Genomic DNA, 18,909 nt, shown 5'->3' with positions numbered 1-18,909 from the left:
GGTGGCGGCCGCCCCACTCAGCGTCCGTTGGGCGCCGGGTCCGGAGAGAGGAGCCGCCTGATCTCCGCGGCGGCCGGGTGCGCCGGCGCGACGGCCAGGAAGCGCCGCAGGCTCCGCTCGGCCTCGACGGGCTGGCTGGTCCGCTGCGCCAGCCCCAGCACCAGCAGGCCGTCGGGGGAGTCCGGCTCGCGGCCCAGCACCTCCCGGGCGGTGCGTTGCGCGCCGTCGCTGTCGCCGGAGCGGAGCAACGCGAACGCGAGCCGCAGCCGGACGGCGTCATCGGGTCGCTCGCGCAACGCCTCCTGGTACATCTGCGCCGCGGCGTCGTACCGGTCCTGCGTCTCCAGGTCGTGGGCGAGTTGGAGGGCGACCGCGACCGGGTCGGCCGGCGCCGGCCGCGCGGGCGGGTCGAGCCGGTAGGCGACGACCGCGACGGACGCCACCAGCCCCACCACGCCCACCGACGCGACCCGCCACGCCCGCCGCGCAACCCGCGCGCCCGACGTCCGGGGCGCGGCGGGTCGGGCCCGGCCGGCGCGGGGGCGCAGCGTCCGCACGGCCGCGTAGCCGCCGGCCAGCAGGGCCAGCGCGGGTACGCCCCACAGCAGTAGCCGGACCCCGCGATCGGGCGGATCGGTCAGCACGTCCGCCCCGTACCGCTGCACGAACCAGCGCCGGATCTCGTCGCGGTCCCGCCCCTGGGCGAGCTGGTCCGCCACCACCTGCCGCATCGCCACCGCGATCGGTGACCGGGAGTCCGCCACCGACTCGCCCTGACAGGCCGGGCAGCGCAGCTCGGCGGCCACCGCGCGGACCGGGTCCGGCCGGCCACGGTCGCCCGCCGACCGGGCCAGTCCGGCGCCGGCCGCGGCGGCCAGCGCGACGAGCACGAGCGCCACCAGGACGCGGCGCCACCTCATCCGGCCAGCAGCGGCGCGATCCGCTGCTCCAGCCACTGCCGGGTCACCACGCCCTGCCGCCGGTCGACGAGCCGGCCGTCCCGGTCCACCACGAAGGTCTCCGGCACCCCCCGCACGCCCCACTCGACCGCCCGGGTGCCGTCCGGGTCCGGCACCACGGTCAGCCCCGTCGCGCCGGTCTCGTCCAGCAGCGCCCGGACCGCGTCGACGCCGTCGCGGATGTTCAGCCCCACCACCCGGAGCCCGCGCGGGGACCAGCTGCGCTCGGTGTCGACCAGCAGCGGCAGCTCGTCCCGGCACGGGCCGCACCAGGAGGCGAACACGTTGACCAGCACCACCTGACCCCGGGCCTCGGCGAGCGCGAAGCGGCCACCGTCCAGGGTGGTGCCGGACAGCGCGGGGGCGGGAGCGCCCGCGACGGACGGCGTGCCGCCGGGGCCCGACGCGGCGGGCGCGCGCAGGCCGACCGCGACCAGGGCGCCGACGGCGAGGGTGAGCGCGAGGACCGTCGCGGGCCCGGCGCGCAGCCAGCCGGGGCGGCGCACGGTCGGGCGCCTCACGTCGCAGCTCCGGAGCCGACCGCTTTCGGGGCGGGCCGGTCGGCGCGGCTGGCCGAGCGCCCGGCTCCGGTACCGGCCGCCGTCGGCGGCAGCCGGTCGGCGCGGCCGCGCGGCCGTCGCGCGGAGCGGGCGGCGGCGAGCAACCCGCCGGCGGCGGTGAGCGCCCCGCCGGCCCAGAGGAGACCGACGAGCGGGTTCACCGCGAGCCGCACCGTGGCGCTGCCGCTGTCCTCGCCGACGGCGATCAGCGTGACGTACGTGTCGCGCAGCGGGCCGGTGCCGATCGCCGGCACGGTCACGGCGGTGTCCCGGGCGGGGTGGTAGCGCAGCGCCGGGGTGATCGTCGGACCGGCGCGGCCGGACGCGGTGAGCGCCAGCCGGGCCCGTACCGCCATGCTGCCGCTGCCGCCGGTGCGGTCCACGCCGACCAGGCGGACCGAGACGTCGCCCACCCGCAGGGTCTCGCCGACCCGCAGCGTGCGTTCGTCGTCCCGCCCGTACGCCGACGATCCGGCGACGCCCACCGCGACCAGGGCGAGCCCGGCGTGCGCGACCAGTCCGGCGAGCCGGCCGGGTCGTCGTCGTGGGCCGGTCCGCCGGTGCAGCGCGTCCCCGGCCAGTCCGGTGAGGACGAACGCCGCCGCGCCGAACGCGGTGAGCGCGGCCGGGCCGGGCCGGCTGAGCAGGCCGACCAGGGCCACCGTGCCCAGGCCGGCGCCGGCGGGAACGGCGAGCCGCCGCAGCGCCGCCGACCGGTCGCGGACCCGCAGCGCGGGCGTCACGCCCATCATCAGCAGCACCACGACCGCCAGGGGCACCGCGGTCTGCTGGTAGTAGCCGGGTCCCACCGAGGCGCGGGTCCCGTTCAACGGGGCCGACAGCAGCGGCAGGATCGTGCCGATCAGCACCACCGCGGCGATGGTCACCAGGAGTACGCCGTTGACCAGCACGAGGGTGGGGCGGGAGAGCGCCGGTGGCCGGCCGGCGCGGGCCGGTTCGGAGTCCCGGCGGCCGGTCAGGACGGTCGACACCGCCACGGCCAGCAGCACGAAGCCGAGCAGCATCGGACCCAGCGGCGAGTCGGTGAAGGCGTGCACGCTGGCCACCGCCCCGGACCGGGTGAGGAAGGTGCCCAGCAGCACCAGCAGGAAGCTGGCGCAGGCGAGCGCGCTGTGCCAGGCGACCCGGCCGCGTACCAGGGTGGTGTGCAGGAACGCGGTGGCGGTCAGCCAGGGCAGCAGGGAGGCGTTCTCCACCGGGTCCCACGCCCAGTAGCCGCCCCAGCCCAGCACCGCGTACGACCACCAGGCGCCCAGGCCGATGCCGCCGGTGAGCGCGGCCCAGGCGGCCAGCGCCCACGGACGGGCCAGCCGCACCCAGCCCGCTCCGTCCCGCCCGGCCAGCGGCGCCGCCAGCGCGAACGCGAAGGGTACGACCAGCCCGAGGTAGCCGGCGTAGAGCAGCGGCGGGTGCACGCCCATGGCCGGGTGCTGCTGCAGCAGCGGGTTCGGCCCGGGGCCGTCGGTCGGCACCGGGCTCACCGGGCGGAACGGGTTCGCGGCGAAGCTGGACAGCGCGAAGAAGAACAGCATGACCACGCTGACGACGACCATCGCGTACGCGTGCAACCGGGCCGGGTACGCGCGCCGGGCCAGCAGCGCCGCGTACCCGCCGAGGACGAGCAGCCACAGCAGCAGCGAGCCGTCCAGGGCCGACCAGAGGCTGGTCAGCGTGTAGTAGAGCGGGACGTGCCGGCCGCCGTTCTCGGCCACGAACCGCACGCTGAAGTCGTGCCGCAGCAGCGCCGCCTCCAGCAGGGCGCAGGCCACCGCGGCGGCGGCCAGGGTGCCGGCGGTGCCGAGCCGGGCGATGCGCGCGGGCGCGTCGAACAGGGCCACCCGCAGCCAGAGCAGGGCGGTCAGGGTCGCACTGGCCAGCCCGGCGGCGAGGCTGGCGGTGCCGAGGTCACCGAGCATCGACCGGACCCACGGGCGGGGATGACGGCTGGTACTCGTTGCCGTGCCGGACCACCACGTGGTCCGAGCGGAACACGCCGTCCGGTGACAGGGTGCCCTCGACGACCGCCCCCGTGCCCTCCCGGAACGTCTCGGGAGGCGCGCCGCGCTGCTCGACGGCGATCTCGCGACCCCCGGCCGCGAGGCGGAACAGGACCAGGTCGCCGTCCTGGCGCAGCGATCCGGGCACCACGTCGCCGCCGAGGCGGACCCGGTGCCGGGCGAGGTCCGGTTCGTCGAGCACCTCGCCCGGGGTCCGGTAGTAGGTGACGGTGTCGCGGAGCGCGCTGGTGACCAGCAGCCCGCCGGCGACGAGCAGCACCGCGAGGAGGGTGATCCGGCCCGCGCGGCGACGCATCATCCGACTCCGACCCGCGTGCGTTCCGCGGCGGGGGTGGGCTCGGGCGCCAGGCGCCGCTCCAGGCGGATCACCCGGTGCAGCAGCACGCAGAACGCGGCGAGGGTGGCGGCGGCCACCGCGAGCAGCAGCGCGGTGGCCATCCGGGGGTCGATCGGGGGTCGGTGCGGGGCCAGCATGGTCGCCTGCTGATGAAGCGAGCGCCACCAGACGACCGAGAAGTGCACCACGGGCACGAGGAGGAACCCGGCCACCCCGACCACCGCGGCGGGCTTCGCCACCCGGCGGTCGCCGCCGTCGCGCGCCCCCGTCCGCTCCGCCAGTTCCCGGCGCAGGGCCAGGTAGCCGGCGTAGGCGAGCAGCAGCAGGGCCGTGCTGACCAGCCGTGGATCCCAGGCCCACCAGGTGCCCCAGACCAGGTGCCCCCAGACCGAGCCGGTGGCGATGGCGGCGGCGGTGAGCACCACGCCGAGCTCCGCCGCGGCCCGGGCGAACCGGTCCCACCGCAGGTCACCGCCGATGAGGTACGCCCCGCTGGCCGCGAGCACGACCGTGAACGCGGCGTACGCCACCCAGGCGGCGGGGACGTGCAGGTACATCAGCCGTTGCGCGTCGCCCTGCAGTTCGTCGGGGGGCGCCAGCCAGGCGCCGGCCGCGGCGGCCGCCGCGGCGAGGCCGCCGGCGATCCAGGCCATCGTCCGGCGTGCGGCGGCCGCTCTGGCCGTGTCCGCGACGAGGTCCACCGTGGAGGCTCGCATGATCTCCCTGTCCGCGTCCGGGGGCGCTTGACCGAAGGTGGGGATGGAGCCCACCATAAGGCGCTTACGGCGGTATATGAGTCTGTTCGGAATAAAAGGTATGAAGACGGTCAACCGGGACTAAGGTCCTTGCCGATGAGGACGACAGCGCAGACCACCTCGCGCCCGATCCGGCGGCAGCGCAGACCCCGGGCCGTGCTGCTGCTGGCCGGCCTGCTGCTGCTCACCGGCTGCTCCGGCGGGTCACCGTCAGCGTTGAACCCGCAGGGGGCCGGAGCGGCCCGGGTCAACGGCCTCTGGTGGCTGCTGTTCTGGATCTCCGTGGCGGTGTTCGCCGAGGTCATGGCGCTGCTCGCGTGGGCGCTGGTGTTCCGGCGGGGCGCGGCCCGGGTGCGCCACGGCCAGCCGCTGCGCTTCGTGACGATCGCCGGAGCCGGACTGCCGTTCATCATCCTCGTGGCCGTGTACGGCGTCGGCCTGCGGGACCTCGCCGCGCTCGGCGCCGGACCGGGCCGGGACGCGCTGACCGTGGAGGTCATCGGCCACCAGTGGTGGTGGGAGGTGCGCTACGCGGGCCGATCCGGCGCCACCGCCAACGAGATCCACATCCCGGTGGGGGAGCGGGTCAAGGTACGCCTGCGCACCAACGACGTGCTGCACAGCTTCTGGGTGCCGCAGCTGATGCCGAAGACCGACCTGATCTCCGGCGAGACCCGCGAGACCTGGCTGGAGGCGCGGCAGGCCGGCAGCTACCGCGGCCAGTGCGCCGAGTACTGCGGCACCCAGCACGCCCACATGGCGTTCCTCGTGGTGGCGCAGCCCCGCGCCGACTTCGACGCCTTCCTGGACCGGCTCGACGCCCCGGCCCGGGCGCCGCAGACGGATGCCGAACGGCGCGGCCAGCAGACGTTCGTGCAGGGCACCTGTGCCGCCTGCCACTCGATCCGGGGCACCGGCGCGCAGGGGCGGGTCGGGCCCGACCTGTCGAACGTGGGATCGCGGTGGAGCATCGGCGCCGGCGCCATACCCAACGACGCCGGCCACCTCGGCGGCTGGATCGCCAACTCGCAGACCGTCAAGCCCGGCAACGCCATGCCTCCGCAACCGGTCGACGCCGCCCGCCTGCCCGACCTCATCGCCTACCTTCGGTCGCTGGAGTAGGGGCCGCCATGACCACGACCACCAGCACACCCGGCATCGGGCGGGACGACCTGGCCCGGCTGGCCGAGCACTGGGACGAGCCCCGCTCGCTGCGCGCCTGGTTCACCACCGTGGACCACAAGAAGATCGGCCGGCGCTACCTGGTCACCGCCGCGTTCTTCTTCCTCCTCGCCGGGCTCAGCGCCCTGCTGATGCGCACCCAGCTCGCCCGGCCCGAGTCCGGCGTGCTGTCGCCGCAGGAGTACAACCAGCTCTTCACCATGCACGGCACGGCGATGATCTTCCTGTTCGCCACGCCGATGCTGTTCGGCTTCGGCAACTTCCTCGTCCCGCTGATGATCGGCTCGCGGGACATGGCGTTCCCCAGGTTGAACGCCTTCGGCTACTGGGTGTTCCTCTTCGCCGGGCTGTTCATGTGGGCGAGCCTGCCGTTCGGGGCGGCGCCGAACAACGGCTGGTTCGCCTACGCTCCGCTCAACCAGGATCAGCACAACCCCGGCCTGCACATGGACGTCTACGCGCTGGGCCTGCTCTTCCTCGGCATCTCCACCACCTCGGGCGCGATCAACTTCATCGTCACCGCGCTCAAGCTGCGCGCGCCGGGGATGTCGCTCAACCGGGTGCCGCTGTTCGTCTGGGCGATCGTGGCCACCGCCTTCATGGTGGTCTTCGCCCTGCCGGCGCTGAACACGGACAACGCGCTGCTCTTCCTCGACCGCCGGTTCGACACCCACTTCTTCGATCCGGGCGGCGGCGGGAACGTGCTGCTCTGGCAGCACCTGTTCTGGATCTTCGGGCACCCCGACGTGTACATCATCGTGATGCCCGGGCTGGGCATCGTCTCCGCCGTGCTCCCCGCGTTCACCCGCCGCGGCGTCGTCGGCTACCCGCTGATCGTGCTGGCGATCGTCGCGATCTCCATCGTCTCGTTCGGGGTCTGGGTACACCACATGTTCGCCACCGGGCTGCCCCAGCTGTCGTACAGCTTCTTCAGCGCGGCCAGCACCATCATCACCATCCCGTCCGGAATCCAGATCTTCGCCTGGCTGGCCACCATGATGCTCGGCCGGCTGGTGCTGCGGGCCCCGCTGCTGTTCGTCATCGGGTTCATCGTGACCTTCGTGCTCGGCGGCTTCACCGGCGCGATGTTCGCGCTGACCGCCTTCGACCAACAGGTCACCGACTCGTACTTCGTGGTGGCCCACTTCCACTACGTGCTGCTCGGCGGGGCGCTCTTCCCGATACTCGCCGGCATCTACTTCTGGCTGCCCAAGATCACCGGCCGGATGTACCACGAGGGGCTCGGGCGGTGGGCGTTCTGGCTGGTCTTCACCGGCATGCACGTCACCTTCTTCCCCATGCACCTCTACGGCCTGTTCGGCATGCCCCGGCGCGTCTACACCTACCGCAGCGACCTGGGCTGGGACGTGGGGAACCTGATCAGCAGCATCGGGTCGTACGTGCTGGCGCTCGGGCTGCTGCTGGTGCTCATCGGCGTGGTGCACGCGATCCGGCGGGGCCGGCCGGCCGGGCCGGACCCGTGGGAGGGCGACAGCCTGGAATGGTCGGCCGCCTCACCACCCGAGGCGTACAACTTCCCGGTCATCCCCCGGGTGCACAGCCTGCACCCCACCTGGGACGAGCGGACCGCGGAGTCGACCACCACGGGCGCGACCAAGGACCGCATCCTCAGCGAGGGCAAGCGCACCCTCTTCACCAGTGAGCTGGACGCGCGCCCCGAGCGCGCGGCGCAGATGCCGGAGCCGTCGTTCAAGCCGCTCGTGCTCGCCGGCGTGCTGCTGGTCTTCTTCACCGCCCTGCTGCTGGGCGCGTACCCGGTCGCGGTGGCCGCCGTGCTGGCGGTGGCGGCGACGATCGCGGCATGGCTCTGGCCGCCCCGACGGCCAGACGAGGAAATCGGGATCGCGTCATGACGGACCGGGGCGGGGTGGTGGCCGCAGCCACCGGTGTCGAGGCGCTGACCACGGAGGAGCCGGTCGGCCGGCCGACCGGCTGGTGGGGCATGGTGATGTTCGTGGCCACCGAGGCCACCCTCTTCGCCTGCCTGCTCGGCAGCTACTTCTACCTCCGCTTCCAGCACGGCCCCGTCTGGCCGCCCGACGGCATCGACAAGCCGAAGCTGCTCATCCCGCTGGTGATGACCGGGGTGCTGGTGCCCAGCAGCCTGCCTGTGGTCTGGGCGGAACACGGCATCCGGCGGGGCCAGCGCTGGCGCCTGCGCGCCGGTCTCGCCGCGACCCTGGTGATGGGGCTGTCCTTCATGGCCCTGCTGGTCATCGAGTACCGCGAGGACCTGACGCACTTCACCATGACCACCAACGTCTACGGGTCGCTGTTCTACGTGATCACCGGGTTCCACGGGCTGCACGTGAGCGTCGGGTTGGCGATGATCGGGTGGCTGCTGGCCGCCTCCCTGCGCGGCGGCAGCTTCGGGTCCCACCGCCACGAACGGGTCCGCAACGCCGCGATCTACTGGCACTTCGTCGACACGGTGTGGGTCGCCATTCTGTTCACCATCTACCTCTCCCCGCGGCTGTGATGACCGCGCGACCCGGCCCACACGCCCGCCTGACCGGCGGGCTGCTGCTCTGGTACGGCGTGCTCGGCGGCGCGGCCGCCTGGGCGGTGCACCTGATCGCCGCCTGGAGCCTGGACGAACTCGCCTGCGCCGCCAAGTCCGAGCGCATCGCCGGCGTACCGCTCTGGCAGGCCCTCAGCGTGGCCGTGTTCGTCCCGGGCGTGGCCACCCTGGGATCGTTGCTGGTCGCCACCCTGGTGCTGAGGCGTACCGGGCAGGCGCGGGCGGCCGGCGCCCACGACCGGGCCCTCGAGCGGTCCCGGATGCTCGCCGTGGTGGGTGTGTGGGCGAACCTGCTGTTCCTGACGATCATCGCGCTCGGCGGCGTCGCCGTGCTGGTGTTCCCGCCATGTCAGGGCTGAGCGGCTACCGGGCCCACGGGCCCGGCCCGGGCGACGTGGCCGACGGCCTGCTGACCATGCTGGTCGTCGTCGTGCTCTGCCTGCTCGCCGCCTGCTACGGCCGGGGCGTGCAGGAGCTGTGGGCGCGCCGCGGCCCCGGCCGGATCGTGCCGGGCTGGCGGGTGGCCGCGTTCGGCGGCGGGCTGCTGGTGGTGCTGGCGGCCGACCAGGGGCCGGTGCACCGGCTGGCGGAGGCCTCCTTCGCCGGCCACATGGCCCAGCACATGCTGCTCCTGCTGGTGGCCGGCCCGCTGCTCGCGGCGGGCGCGGCCGGGCTGCCGCTGACCGTGGCCGCGCCCCGGCCGCTGCGCCGGATGCTGGCCCGCTGGCGGGCCGCGGCCCCGGTACGCCGGCTGCGCCGCCCTGCCGGGTACGCCCTGCTGGCCGCCGCGGCGCAGACCCTCGTCCTGTGGTTCTGGCACCTGCCAGGCCCGTACGTCGCCGCGGTGGACCGCCCGGTCCTGCACGCCGCCGAGCACGTGAGCCTGGTGGCGGCGGCCTGGCTGCTGTGGGCGCCGGTGCTCGGCCCGGCGCGCCACCGGGCGCCCGCTCCGGTGTCGCTGCTGCTGCTGGTCGGCACCATGCTGCCCGCGTCCGCCCTCGGCGCGGTCCTCACCTTCGCCCCCGAGCCGGTCTATCCCACCCGCGTCCTCGGCCCCGACCCGGTCGCCGACCAGCAGCTCGCCGGGCTGCTGATGTGGGCGCCGATGGACGTGGCGGTGCTGGTGGCGACGCTGGCGGTCTTCCTCGCCTGGCTACTACGGCTGGACCGGGACCGGCCCGACCACCTGGTTGCCGACCGACCGGGCCGGGACCCGAAGCCGGCGGCGACCGGTGCCGCAACGGAAGGGATGGTGCGATGAGCCGTCGTCGCTGGATGCTGGGCGCCGTGCTGGCGGCGCTGCCGGTCGTCACCGTGACCGGCTGCGCCTCGGCGCCGCCCCCACCGCCGCCCGAGTCCCGCGCCGGCCGGCCCGACCGGGGTGCGAAGCTCATCGCCCAGTACGGCTGCGGCTCGTGCCACACCATTCCCGGCATCGACCAGGCCGGTGGGCTGGTCGGCCCGCCGCTGACCCGCTTCGGCGCCCGTTCCTACATCGCCGGCGAGCTGCCCAACAACGCCGACAACCTGCAACGGTGGATCACCGACCCGCAGGCCGTCGAACCGGGCACCGCCATGCCGAGGCTGGGCGTCAGCGCAATCGACGCGCAGGACATCGCCGCGTACCTCTACACCCTGGACTGACCGATGCGGCGACCACGAGCGGTGACGCTGCCCACCCCGCACCCCCGCCGGGCCCTCGCGGTCGGGTCCGTCCTGGCGCTGGCCGCGGGGCCGGTGGCACTCGCGCCCGCACCCACCCCGACCCCGACCGCCACCACCCCCGCCGCCGACCGGGGCACCCAGCTCTACCTGGAGCAGTGCGCGAGCTGCCACGGGCCGCAGGGACAGGGGTCGCAGCGGGGGCCATCCCTGATCGGCGTCGGACCGGCCTCGGTGGACTTCCAGCTCTCCACCGGGCGGATGCCGCTCTCCGAGGAGGTGCCGCAGGCCACCCGCCGGGCACCGGTCTTCTCCGCCGACGACATCTCGGCGCTGGTCGGCCACGTGTCCAGCTTCGGCGGCGGTGGCCCGCAGATCCCCCGGGTCGCGCCCGGCGACATGGTCTCGGGCCGCGCACTCTTCGCCGCCAACTGCGCGCCCTGCCACGGGGCGGGCGGCTCAGGTGCGGTCCTCACCAACGGCTGGATCGCTCCGCCGCTGTACGAGTCCACGGCCACCCAGGTGGCCGAGGCGGTCCGGGTCGGGCCCGGGCTGATGCCGGCCTTCCCCAGCCAGGTGCTCACCGACCGGCAGGTGAACGACCTGACCAGCTACGTGCAGCGGCTGCGCTCCGAGCGACTGGACCGGGGCGGCAACCCGCTCGGCCGGCTGGGACCGCTGGCCGAGGGGCTGGTCGGCTGGGTGGTGGTGCTCGCCCTGCTGGTGGGCGCTGTGCGATGGCTGGGCCGGAGGGCGGGGGAGTGAGCGGCCGGACTCCGTCGAAGAGCGAGCGGGCCGCGAGCCGCCGGATCGCCGTCGCGTTCCTGGTGAGCGCCGCCGGGGCGGTCGGCTTCGCGGTCACGTACGGGCTGAATGGCGGTACCCAGTGGGAAGGGGTGTGCCTGGCGGTCGCCTTCGCCGGCCTGGCGGTGGGGCTCGCGGTCTGGTCCCGCCGGTTGGTGCCGGTCGGCGGCTACGTCGAGGAGCATGAGGGCTTCGTCCCGCCCCCCGCCGAGCAGGCAATGACCGCGGCGGTGTTCCGCGCGCCGGAGAGCCCGACGCGCCGGTGGGGGCTGCTCGCGGCGCTCGGCTTCGCGCTGGCCGCCCTCGGCGTCGCCGCGCTGTTCCCGCTGCGCTCCCTGCTCCCCTGGGACCGGCAACGCCCGACGCGGTCGCTGAAGGACACCCCGTGGGGGCCGGGTGTCCGGCTGGTCGACGACCAGGGACGACCGTTGCGGCCGGACGACGTGCCCGCCGACACGCTGGTCGCGGTCTTCCCCGAGGGCAGCATCGACGTCGGGGACGCACCCGCGTTCGCGGTCCGACTCAACCCGGAGCGCTTCATCCGTCAACCCGCCGGCGGGCACCTGGGCGGCCTGGTCGTCTGGTCGCTGCTCTGTACCCACGCCGGCTGCCCGGTGCGGCTCTATCTCAAGGGCGCCGGCCGCGTGCTCTGCCCCTGCCACCAGTCCTCGTTCGACCTGCTGGCCGGCGCCCGGCCGATCGCCGGCCCCGCGGCACGGCCCCTGCCGGGGCTGCCGATCGAGGTCGGCCCGGACGGCTTCCTGCGGGCCACCGGCGACTTCACCGCGCCGCCCGGCGCCGGATTCTGGAGCCGACCATGATCATGGGTCCGCTGGCCCGCGCGCTGGACGACCGGCTCCGGCTCTCCCCGATCACCCGCCGGGCGCTGGCGAAGATCTTCCCCGATCACTGGTCGTTCATGCTCGGGGAGATCGCGCTCTACTCGTTCATCGCGCTGATCCTTACCGGCGTCTATCTCACCTTCTTCTTCGACGCCAGCTCCGCCGATCGGGTCTACCACGGCTCCTACGCCCCGCTGGACGGCGCCACCACCACCTCCGCCGCCTACGCCTCGACGGTGCGGCTGAGCTGGGATGTCCGGGCCGGACTGCTGATCCGGCAGACCCACCACTGGGCGGCCCTGGCCTTCGTCGCGGCGATCGTGCTGCACCTGTCCCGGATCTTCTTCACCGGGGCGTTCCGGAAGCCGCGTGAACTCAACTGGCTGATCGGCGTGACCATGCTGGCCCTCGCCCTGGCCAACGGCTTCACCGGCTACTCCATGCCCGACGACCTCCTGTCCGGGCTGGGTCTGCGGATCATCACCTCGGTGGTCGAGTCCATCCCTCTGGTGGGGACCTGGCTGGCCGCGCTGGCCCTCGGCGGCGAGTTCCCCTCCGACGAGATGATCCCGCGGATGTTCATCACCCACGTGCTGCTCGTACCGGCGATCCTCGTCGCCCTCGTCTCGCTGCATCTGGGCATCCTGGTGCGGCAGAAGCACAGCCAGTTCCCGGGCCCGGGGCGGACCGAGCACAATGTGGTCGGCTCCCGCTTCTGGCCGGGTTATACCCTGCGCACGCTCGCCCTCTTCGCCTGGGTGCTGGCGGTGTTGTTCGCCCTCGGCGGGCTGGTCCAGATCAACCCGGTCTGGCTGTACGGTCCCTTCGCGCCGGCCGAGTCCAGCTCGCCGGCGCAGCCGGACTGGTATGTCGCCTGGGGCGACGGGGCGCTGCGCCTGTTCCCGCCGTGGGAGTTCCGCATCGGCGGGTACCTGGTGCCGGCCCCGTTCTTCCCCGGCGTCGTGCTCGGCGGGCTGAGCTTCGTCGCCCTCTACCTGTGGCCGTTCGTCGAACGATGGTGCACCCGCGATCGCCACCCGCATCAGCTGCTCGACCGGCCCCGGAACCATCCGGTCCGGCTCGGCATCGGCGTGGGCGCGCTGACCTTCTACGTGGTCCTCGTGGTGGCCGCGGGCGACGACATCCTCGCCCGGCTGCTCCGGGTGCCGGTCTACGACCTGCTGGCGCTGTTCCGGGTCCTGGTGCTGGTCCTGCCGATCGTGACCGGTGTGCTCGCGTTCCTCATCGCGCGGGCGCTGCGCCGGGGCAAGGCCGCCTCCCTCGGGGAACTCACCCGGGCCGACCTGCGCCGGGCGACCCGCCCCGCGCCGCGGCGCCCGGCCGGCGAGGACGAACCCGAGGTCCCCGTCCGCCACCGCCCAGGGGAGCGGATCGAGATGTGGCCGCAGGGCGAGTTGTGGCGCTGGCGCTACCGGAACGAGGCCCGACAGTTGGCCCTCACCAACAACCGGGCCGTCACCTCAGAGCAGGAGGCGGTCGAGACCGCCCGGCTGGCCTACCCGGGCGTGGACCGGGTCGTGGTGCCGGGCCCGCCCCCGCCGCCGGCCCGGGCGCTCCGGGTGGCCCTGCGCCGCTGGGGACGCGCGGCCGCCGCCGGGTCGCTGCTCGTCGCGGCGCTGCTCGGGCGCAGGCGGGAACGCCGCCGGCGGCGGGACGGTGACGACGAACGCCCGCCGGCCGAGCAGACCGACGCCACCTCGGGCGGCGGCGACCCGACCTGAAACGGCGGGTCGGTGGCGGCGGCTGGGTCTGCCGGCGCGGTCAGCCGCGCGCGCGGGCAGCGTCGCGCAGCGCGGTGAGCAGGCCGCGCAGCGCCGGTTGCTCCAGCGAGGTCTCCCGGACCGCCGCGTGGATCCGCCGGACCGGCTGCGGGTTCCGGATCTCCCGTACGGCCACGTCGGGGTGGTGGCTGTCGAGGGCGGTCCGCGGGATCACACTGACGCCGAGCCCGGCGGCGACGAAACCCTGCGCCGTGGGGTAGTCGTCGCACTCCACCGTGGTGCGCGGATGGAAACCGGCGGCCGCGCAGGCGGCCAGGACCACCTCGCGGCACGGCCCGGCCGGCTCGCTGCTGACCCAGGCCTTTCCGGCGAGATCGGCCAGGTCGACCGCCTCCTTCGCGGCGAGGCGGTGATCGCGGGGCAGGACGGCCAGGTACGGATCGTCGAGCAGGTGGACGAGGCGCACGCCGTCGCGGACCGGCGCGCCGGCGCGGACGAGGATGGCCAGGTCGGCCTGGCCCTGTGCCACCTCCGGCAGCGGGTCGTCGGGGTCGGTCAGCTTCAGCTCGACCCGTACGTCCGGATGGTGCTGGCGGAAACGGGCCAGCGCGGGCGGGATCAGGGCGGCGCCGGCGGTGGCGAAGTAGCGCACGGTCAGCAGCCCGGTGCGGCCGGCCCGGAGTTCGGCCAGGGCCGTCTCCGCCTCGGCGATGCTCCGGCCGATGATGCCGGCGTGCTCGGTGAGCAGCCGGCCCGCCGCGGTGGGGCGTACGCCGCGGCCGATCCGCTCCAGCAGCCGGACACCGGCCTGCCGCTCCAGCGCGGCGATCTGCTGGCTGACCGCCGACGGCGTGTACCCGAGGTGGGTCGCGGCGGCGGTGACCGAGCCGCTCATCACGACCGCGCGGAGGACCTGGAGGCGACGTACGTCGAGCATGTAGCACAGCTTAACGATCAGGTAGGAACCTTCACTTGTTCTGATGGTCCAGCCGGGGGACGGTGGAGCCGGCACGACGCGACGACACGCCCCGACGGGAGACCCATGATCAGCGACGGCGTCCGGAACCTGGTCCGGGTGGGCGTACTGGCCCTGCTGTGGGGCTCGACCTTCCTGTGGATCTCGGTGGCCCTGGACGGGTTCTCACCCGCCCAGGTGACCTTCGCCCGCTGCGTCCTGGGCGCGGCGGCACTCCTGCTGGTGTGCCGGCTGGCCGGTCACCGCCTGCCTACGGACCGGTCGATCTGGCGGCACCTGTCCGTGGCGGCCCTGCTCTGCAACGCCCTGCCGTTCGCCCTGTTCAGCATCGGCCAGCGGACCGTCGAATCGGGCACCGCCGGGGTGCTGAACGCCACGACCCCACTCTGGGCCCTGCTGCTGGGGTTCGCGAGCGGCGCGGAGCGCGACCTGCGCCCGATCCGCCTCGGCGGCCTCCTGCTCGGCTTCGCCGGAGTCGTGACCATCTTCGCCCCGTGGCGGCACGGGGGTCTGGTCAGCTGGAACGCCCTGGCCATCCTCGGCGCCGCGGCCAGCTACGCCGCCGCCTTCGCCTATATGGGGCGGACTCTGGTCGGCCGAGGAGTTCCGACGATCGTGCTGTCCAGCGCCCAGCTCCTCGCCGCGGCCGGCTGGAGCGCGCTGTTCCTGCCCGTCGGTGGCCTCGAGGCGCCGCAGGTGACCATTACGTCGGTCGGCGCCCTCGTCGTCCTCGCCCTCGGCTGCACCGCGCTCACCTTCCACCTTACCTACAAGATCATCACCCACGAGGGCGCCACCAACGCCGCCAGCGTCGGCTACCTGCTGCCGGTCGTCTCGGTGGCGTTGGGCGCGCTCCTGCTCGACGAGCCGGTCACGATCCGGACGACCGTCGGCATGGCCGTCGTCCTGCTCGGCGTCGGCATGACGCGGTGGCGACCCCGACGCCGGGCCGTCGCCCCGCGGCGAACCGGAGGTCGACTCCCGGAACCGGCCGGCGCGCGGGAGCGCTCGTAAGGCGAGAGCCGCGCAGCCGAGGACCGACCTGCCCCGCAGCCGCTGTTTGCCGGATCGCCCGCTGGGGTGGCCGGCCAGCGCATACCGTTGGCAGGGGCTGGCCGTCCGGGGCGACGGTCCGGTCCGCCGGTGGGGGGTGCGGGTGGTGACGATCGCAGGTCGACGGCCGACGCCGGCGGATCCGATGCCGACGGAGGGAGCGGAACGGCTGCTGGAGGAGACGATCCGGAAGCTGCCGCCGGCACTGGGCCCCAACGCCATCGCGATCGTCGAAGACGGCTCCTTCATGTACTCCGACGCGGTCGGCGACGTGCCGCCCGGATCGATCGGCGGCCTCGTCTACGCGGACACCCGGTACATCAGCCAGTGGCAGCTGTTCTTGAACGGCTCGCCGCTGCTGGTGCTGGACTCGTCCACCGTCCGTCCCTACGCCGCCGCCTTCTTCCTCACCAATCCCGAACTGCCCGGCCTGCCGGCGAACAGCGTCGGGCTGCGCCGGCAGCGCTTCGTCGGGCGGGGCATGCAGGAACGCATCGAGCTGCAGAACCTGACCGGCAAGCAGATCACCGTCGAACTGCGGCTGGCGGTGGACACCGACTTCGCGGACATCCTGGAGATCAAGGAAACCGTCCGGGACCGCTCGGGCGACATCAGTCGACGGCACAGCGACGACGGCTCCTGCGTGGTGTTCAACTACCGGTCCGGCGACTACCAGGCGATCACCGAGGTCCACGCCCAGCCGGCGGCGCAACGGCTGGACAACAACGACTTCAGCTGGGACATCACCCTCGAACCCCGCGACGCGTGGGTCTGCGACCTGACGGTGCCTGCCCTCCATTCGCCCCGGGACGTCGTCATGACGGTTCGGGAGTTCCGGCGGGTGTTCGAGAGCGTCGAAGGGGACCCCGCGCACGAGTGGCGCAAGGGTGCCCCGACCCTGCACGGCGATTCGCCGATCCTGCCGGAGATCTTCGCCAAATCCATCGACGACCTGGTGTCCCTGCGCATCCAACGCGAGCTGAAGGGCACGCAGATCGACTTCCCGGCGGCGGGGCTGCCGTGGTTCCTCAGCGTCTTCGGACGGGACTCGCTGATCACCGCGTACCAGACGGTCTGCTACGGGCCCAGGCTGACCCGGGGCGCGGTGCTGACCCTCGCCCACCATCAGGGCGACGAGCTGAACGACTTCCGCGACGAGGAGCCCGGCAAGATCCTGCACGAGATCCGCGCCGGCGAGCTGACCCGCACCGGGGTCAAACCCTACGACCCCTACTACGGCACCTCCGACGCCACCCAGCTCTGGCTGATCGCGCTGTCCGAGTACTGGCGTTTCACCGGGGACGACGCGCTGGTGCGGCAGGTCCGGAACAACGTACACGCCGCCCTCCGCTGGATCGACGAGTACGGTGACCGCGACGGCGACGGCTACGTGGAGTACGCGACGCGATCCTCGCAGGGGCTGGGCAACCAGTGCTGGCGCGATTCCTGGGACGGCGTGCAGTTCGCCGACGGCAGCATCCCCGTCCTGCCGATCGCCACCTGCGAGCTGCAGGGCTACACCTACGACGCCAAACTCCGGGTGGCCGAACTGGCCGAGGGGCCCCTCGCCGAACCCGAGCTCGCCGAGCGGCTTCGACGGGAGGCCGAGGAACTGCACGACCGGTTCAACCGCGACTTCTGGATCGACCGCCGGGGCGGCTACTACGCGATCGGGCTCGACGGGGACAAGAACCAGATCGACTCCATGACCTCCAACATGGGCCATCTGCTGTGGAGCGGCATCGTGCCCGCCGATCGGGCCGGCATCGTGGCCCGCCAGCTCATGTCCGACGAGATGTTCTCGGGCTGGGGTGTCCGGACGGTCTCCACGGCCGACCGGGGCTACAACCCGATCGGCTACCACATGGGCACCGTCTGGCCGCACGACAACTCGCTCATCGCCCACGGCCTCGCCCGCTACGGCTTCCGCCACGAGGCCAATCGGATCATCCTCGCGATGCTCGACGCCGCCCGCTACACCGACGACCGCCTACCGGAAGCCTTCTCCGGCTACCAGCGGGCCTGGAGCCGGATTCCCGTGCGTTACCCCACCGCGTGCAGCCCACAGGCCTGGGCCAGCGGGGCGCCCCTGATGTTCCTCCGTACCATGCTCGGTCTCGACACCCGGGACGGGAAGCTCGTCGTCGACCCCGACCTGCCCGACAGCATCGGCCGGATCTGCCTGGTCGGCACCAACGCCTTCGGCGGACGCTGGGACATCGAAGCGAAAGGCCGGCAGGCCACCGTCCGACCCAGCCAACTACCGCCACCACGATGAGCCCTGGGCCGGGTGAGCCGATGACGCCGGACGGCCACCCCGTGCGACTCACCAGGGTTGGATGAGGCACATCCCGCCCGGCGCGGGCCGGTCCATCATGGCCAACGCGTCGGGCACCTCGGCGAGGCCGATGGTGCGGGTGACCAGCTCGGCGGGGCGCAGCACGCCGGCGGTGACCAGCCGGAGCAGCTCGGGGTAGGCGTGCGCGGCCATGCCGTGACTGCCGCGCAGTTCCAGCTCGTACGCGATCACGAGGTCCATCGGCAGGGCCGGGCGACCCTGGGCGGCGGGAAGGAGCCCGACCTGCACGTGCCGCCCGCGCCGCCGCAGGCCCTCGATCGACGCGGCGCAGGTGGCGTGGCTGCCCAGGGCGTCCAGCGACAGGTGCGCCCCGCCGCCGGTCGCCTCGCGAACGGCCGAGGCCACCGCGCCGGGTCCGGCGAGGGCGCGGCCGTCCAGACACACCGTGGCCCCGAAGGCTCGGGCGAGGTCCAGCGCATCTGGGGCGACGTCGACCGCGACCACCCGCGCGCCGCAGGCCACCGCGATCATCACCGCGGAGAGCCCCACCCCGCCGCAGCCGTGCACCGCCACCCATTCGCCCGCGGTGACCCGGCCCTGGCCGACCACCGCGCGGAACGCTGTGGCGAACCGGCAGCCGAGCGCCGCCGCGGCCGGGTAATCCAGCTCGTCGGGGAGCCGGATCAGGTTGACGTCGGCGTCGCGCACCGCCACGTACTCGGCGAACGATCCCCAGTGGGTGAAGCCCGGCTGCGTCTGCCGCTCGCACACCTGCTGGTCGCCGGAGAGGCAGGCCGGGCACTGCCCGCACGCGCAGACGAAGGGCACGGTGACCCGGTCCCCGGGGCGCCAGCCGCGTACGCCGGCGCCGACCGCCGCGACGACCCCGGCGTACTCGTGGCCTGGGACGTGGGGCAGGCGGATGTCGGGGTCGTGCCCCTGCCAACCGTGCCAGTCGCTGCGGCACAGCCCGGTCGCCGCCACCCGGATGACGACGCCGCCGGCCGGCGGCACCGGGTCCGGGACGTCGCGGACCTCGGGTCGGGCACCGAACTCGTCGAAGATCACCGCACGCATGCGCCGCATCCTCACATGCCCCGGCCGGCCGGCCAAGGGCGGACGGGGGTCAGCGCGAGGCGACGCCGCGCGGGATGATG

The 18,909-nt window shown here is 73.9% G+C and carries 18 protein-coding genes; 11 read left to right on the top strand and 7 right to left on the bottom strand.

Annotated elements, in window-relative coordinates:
- Positions 1-17 precede the first annotated feature (17 nt).
- Genes ACY34I_RS22325 through ccsA form a run of 5 tightly spaced genes read right to left on the bottom strand, consistent with a single transcriptional unit; the run spans position 18 to position 4,611 of the window.
- Positions 18-920, bottom strand: coding sequence for a cytochrome c-type biogenesis protein CcmH (locus ACY34I_RS22325; RefSeq protein ID WP_462757018.1), 903 nt, complete (start codon positions 918-920; stop codon positions 18-20).
- Complete coding sequence (locus tag ACY34I_RS22320; RefSeq protein ID WP_462757017.1) at positions 917-1,480, bottom strand: TlpA family protein disulfide reductase; 564 nt, start codon at positions 1,478-1,480, stop codon at positions 917-919. Before ACY34I_RS22320 ends, ACY34I_RS22325 begins: the two co-directional genes overlap by 4 nt.
- Positions 1,477-3,456, bottom strand: coding sequence for a heme lyase CcmF/NrfE family subunit (locus ACY34I_RS22315; protein ID WP_462757016.1), 1,980 nt, complete (start codon positions 3,454-3,456; stop codon positions 1,477-1,479). The genes ACY34I_RS22320 and ACY34I_RS22315 overlap by 4 nt, the downstream gene beginning before the upstream one ends.
- On the bottom strand, positions 3,446-3,853 hold the full coding sequence (locus tag ACY34I_RS22310) for a cytochrome c maturation protein CcmE (protein ID WP_462757015.1): 408 nt from the start codon (positions 3,851-3,853) through the stop codon (positions 3,446-3,448). Before ACY34I_RS22310 ends, ACY34I_RS22315 begins: the two co-directional genes overlap by 11 nt.
- Positions 3,853-4,611, bottom strand: coding sequence for a cytochrome c biogenesis protein CcsA (gene ccsA / locus ACY34I_RS22305; RefSeq protein WP_462757014.1), 759 nt, complete (start codon positions 4,609-4,611; stop codon positions 3,853-3,855). The genes ACY34I_RS22310 and ccsA overlap by 1 nt, the downstream gene beginning before the upstream one ends.
- A gap of 135 nt (positions 4,612-4,746) precedes the next feature.
- Here ccsA and coxB point away from each other — a divergent pair, with 135 nt between their 5' ends.
- The 9 genes from coxB to qcrB are packed head-to-tail and all read left to right on the top strand — an operon-like array spanning position 4,747 to position 13,424.
- Positions 4,747-5,772 carry a cytochrome c oxidase subunit II gene (gene coxB, locus ACY34I_RS22300; RefSeq protein ID WP_462757013.1) on the top strand — a complete coding sequence of 342 codons (1,026 nt, stop codon included), beginning with the start codon at positions 4,747-4,749 and terminating at the stop codon, positions 5,770-5,772.
- 8 nt (positions 5,773-5,780) lie between these two features.
- Positions 5,781-7,706: a cytochrome c oxidase subunit I gene (gene ctaD, locus ACY34I_RS22295; RefSeq protein WP_462757012.1), complete on the top strand. Its 1,926-nt coding sequence runs from the start codon at positions 5,781-5,783 to the stop codon at positions 7,704-7,706.
- The gene (locus ACY34I_RS22290; protein WP_187413857.1) at positions 7,703-8,332 is read left to right on the top strand and encodes a cytochrome c oxidase subunit 3; all 630 of its coding nucleotides are present in this window, start codon (positions 7,703-7,705) and stop codon (positions 8,330-8,332) included. Before ctaD ends, ACY34I_RS22290 begins: the two co-directional genes overlap by 4 nt.
- Positions 8,332-8,733, top strand: a complete 402-nt coding sequence (locus ACY34I_RS22285; RefSeq protein WP_462757011.1) for a hypothetical protein — start codon at positions 8,332-8,334, stop codon at positions 8,731-8,733. The genes ACY34I_RS22290 and ACY34I_RS22285 overlap by 1 nt, the downstream gene beginning before the upstream one ends.
- Entirely contained in the window at positions 8,721-9,635 is a 915-nt protein-coding gene (locus tag ACY34I_RS22280) for a cytochrome c oxidase assembly protein (protein ID WP_462757010.1), read from the top strand. The genes ACY34I_RS22285 and ACY34I_RS22280 overlap by 13 nt, the downstream gene beginning before the upstream one ends.
- Positions 9,632-10,018 (top strand): c-type cytochrome, encoded by a 387-nt coding sequence (locus ACY34I_RS22275; RefSeq protein WP_462757009.1) that lies wholly within the window; start codon positions 9,632-9,634, stop codon positions 10,016-10,018. Before ACY34I_RS22280 ends, ACY34I_RS22275 begins: the two co-directional genes overlap by 4 nt.
- Before the next feature lie 3 nt (positions 10,019-10,021).
- Positions 10,022-10,801: a cytochrome bc1 complex diheme cytochrome c subunit gene (qcrC, locus tag ACY34I_RS22270; RefSeq protein ID WP_462757008.1), complete on the top strand. Its 780-nt coding sequence runs from the start codon at positions 10,022-10,024 to the stop codon at positions 10,799-10,801.
- Positions 10,798-11,661 (top strand): QcrA and Rieske domain-containing protein, encoded by an 864-nt coding sequence (locus tag ACY34I_RS22265; protein ID WP_462757007.1) that lies wholly within the window; start codon positions 10,798-10,800, stop codon positions 11,659-11,661. Before qcrC ends, ACY34I_RS22265 begins: the two co-directional genes overlap by 4 nt.
- Positions 11,658-13,424 (top strand): cytochrome bc1 complex cytochrome b subunit, encoded by a 1,767-nt coding sequence (gene qcrB / locus ACY34I_RS22260; RefSeq protein WP_462757006.1) that lies wholly within the window; start codon positions 11,658-11,660, stop codon positions 13,422-13,424. Before ACY34I_RS22265 ends, qcrB begins: the two co-directional genes overlap by 4 nt.
- A gap of 40 nt (positions 13,425-13,464) precedes the next feature.
- Here the strand turns inward: qcrB and ACY34I_RS22255 are convergent, their stop codons facing one another.
- Positions 13,465-14,361, bottom strand: a complete 897-nt coding sequence (locus tag ACY34I_RS22255; RefSeq protein ID WP_462757005.1) for a LysR family transcriptional regulator — start codon at positions 14,359-14,361, stop codon at positions 13,465-13,467.
- Positions 14,362-14,466: 105 nt separating this feature from the next.
- Here ACY34I_RS22255 and ACY34I_RS22250 point away from each other — a divergent pair, with 105 nt between their 5' ends.
- Positions 14,467-15,414 carry a DMT family transporter gene (locus tag ACY34I_RS22250; RefSeq protein WP_462757004.1) on the top strand — a complete coding sequence of 316 codons (948 nt, stop codon included), beginning with the start codon at positions 14,467-14,469 and terminating at the stop codon, positions 15,412-15,414.
- A 184-nt stretch (positions 15,415-15,598) separates the two neighbouring features.
- The gene (locus tag ACY34I_RS22245) at positions 15,599-17,731 is read left to right on the top strand and encodes an amylo-alpha-1,6-glucosidase (protein ID WP_462757003.1); all 2,133 of its coding nucleotides are present in this window, start codon (positions 15,599-15,601) and stop codon (positions 17,729-17,731) included.
- A 48-nt stretch (positions 17,732-17,779) separates the two neighbouring features.
- On the opposite strand, the gene ACY34I_RS22240 is transcribed toward ACY34I_RS22245, so the two are convergent.
- Complete coding sequence (locus tag ACY34I_RS22240) at positions 17,780-18,829, bottom strand: zinc-dependent alcohol dehydrogenase family protein (RefSeq protein WP_462757002.1); 1,050 nt, start codon at positions 18,827-18,829, stop codon at positions 17,780-17,782.
- Between the last annotated feature and the right edge of the window lie 80 nt (positions 18,830-18,909).

This window comes from Micromonospora sp. RTBAU3-60, from assembly GCF_054963695.1.
The sequence above is the reverse complement of the archived record's forward strand: the minus strand, read 5'-3'. Positions and strand labels throughout refer to the sequence as shown.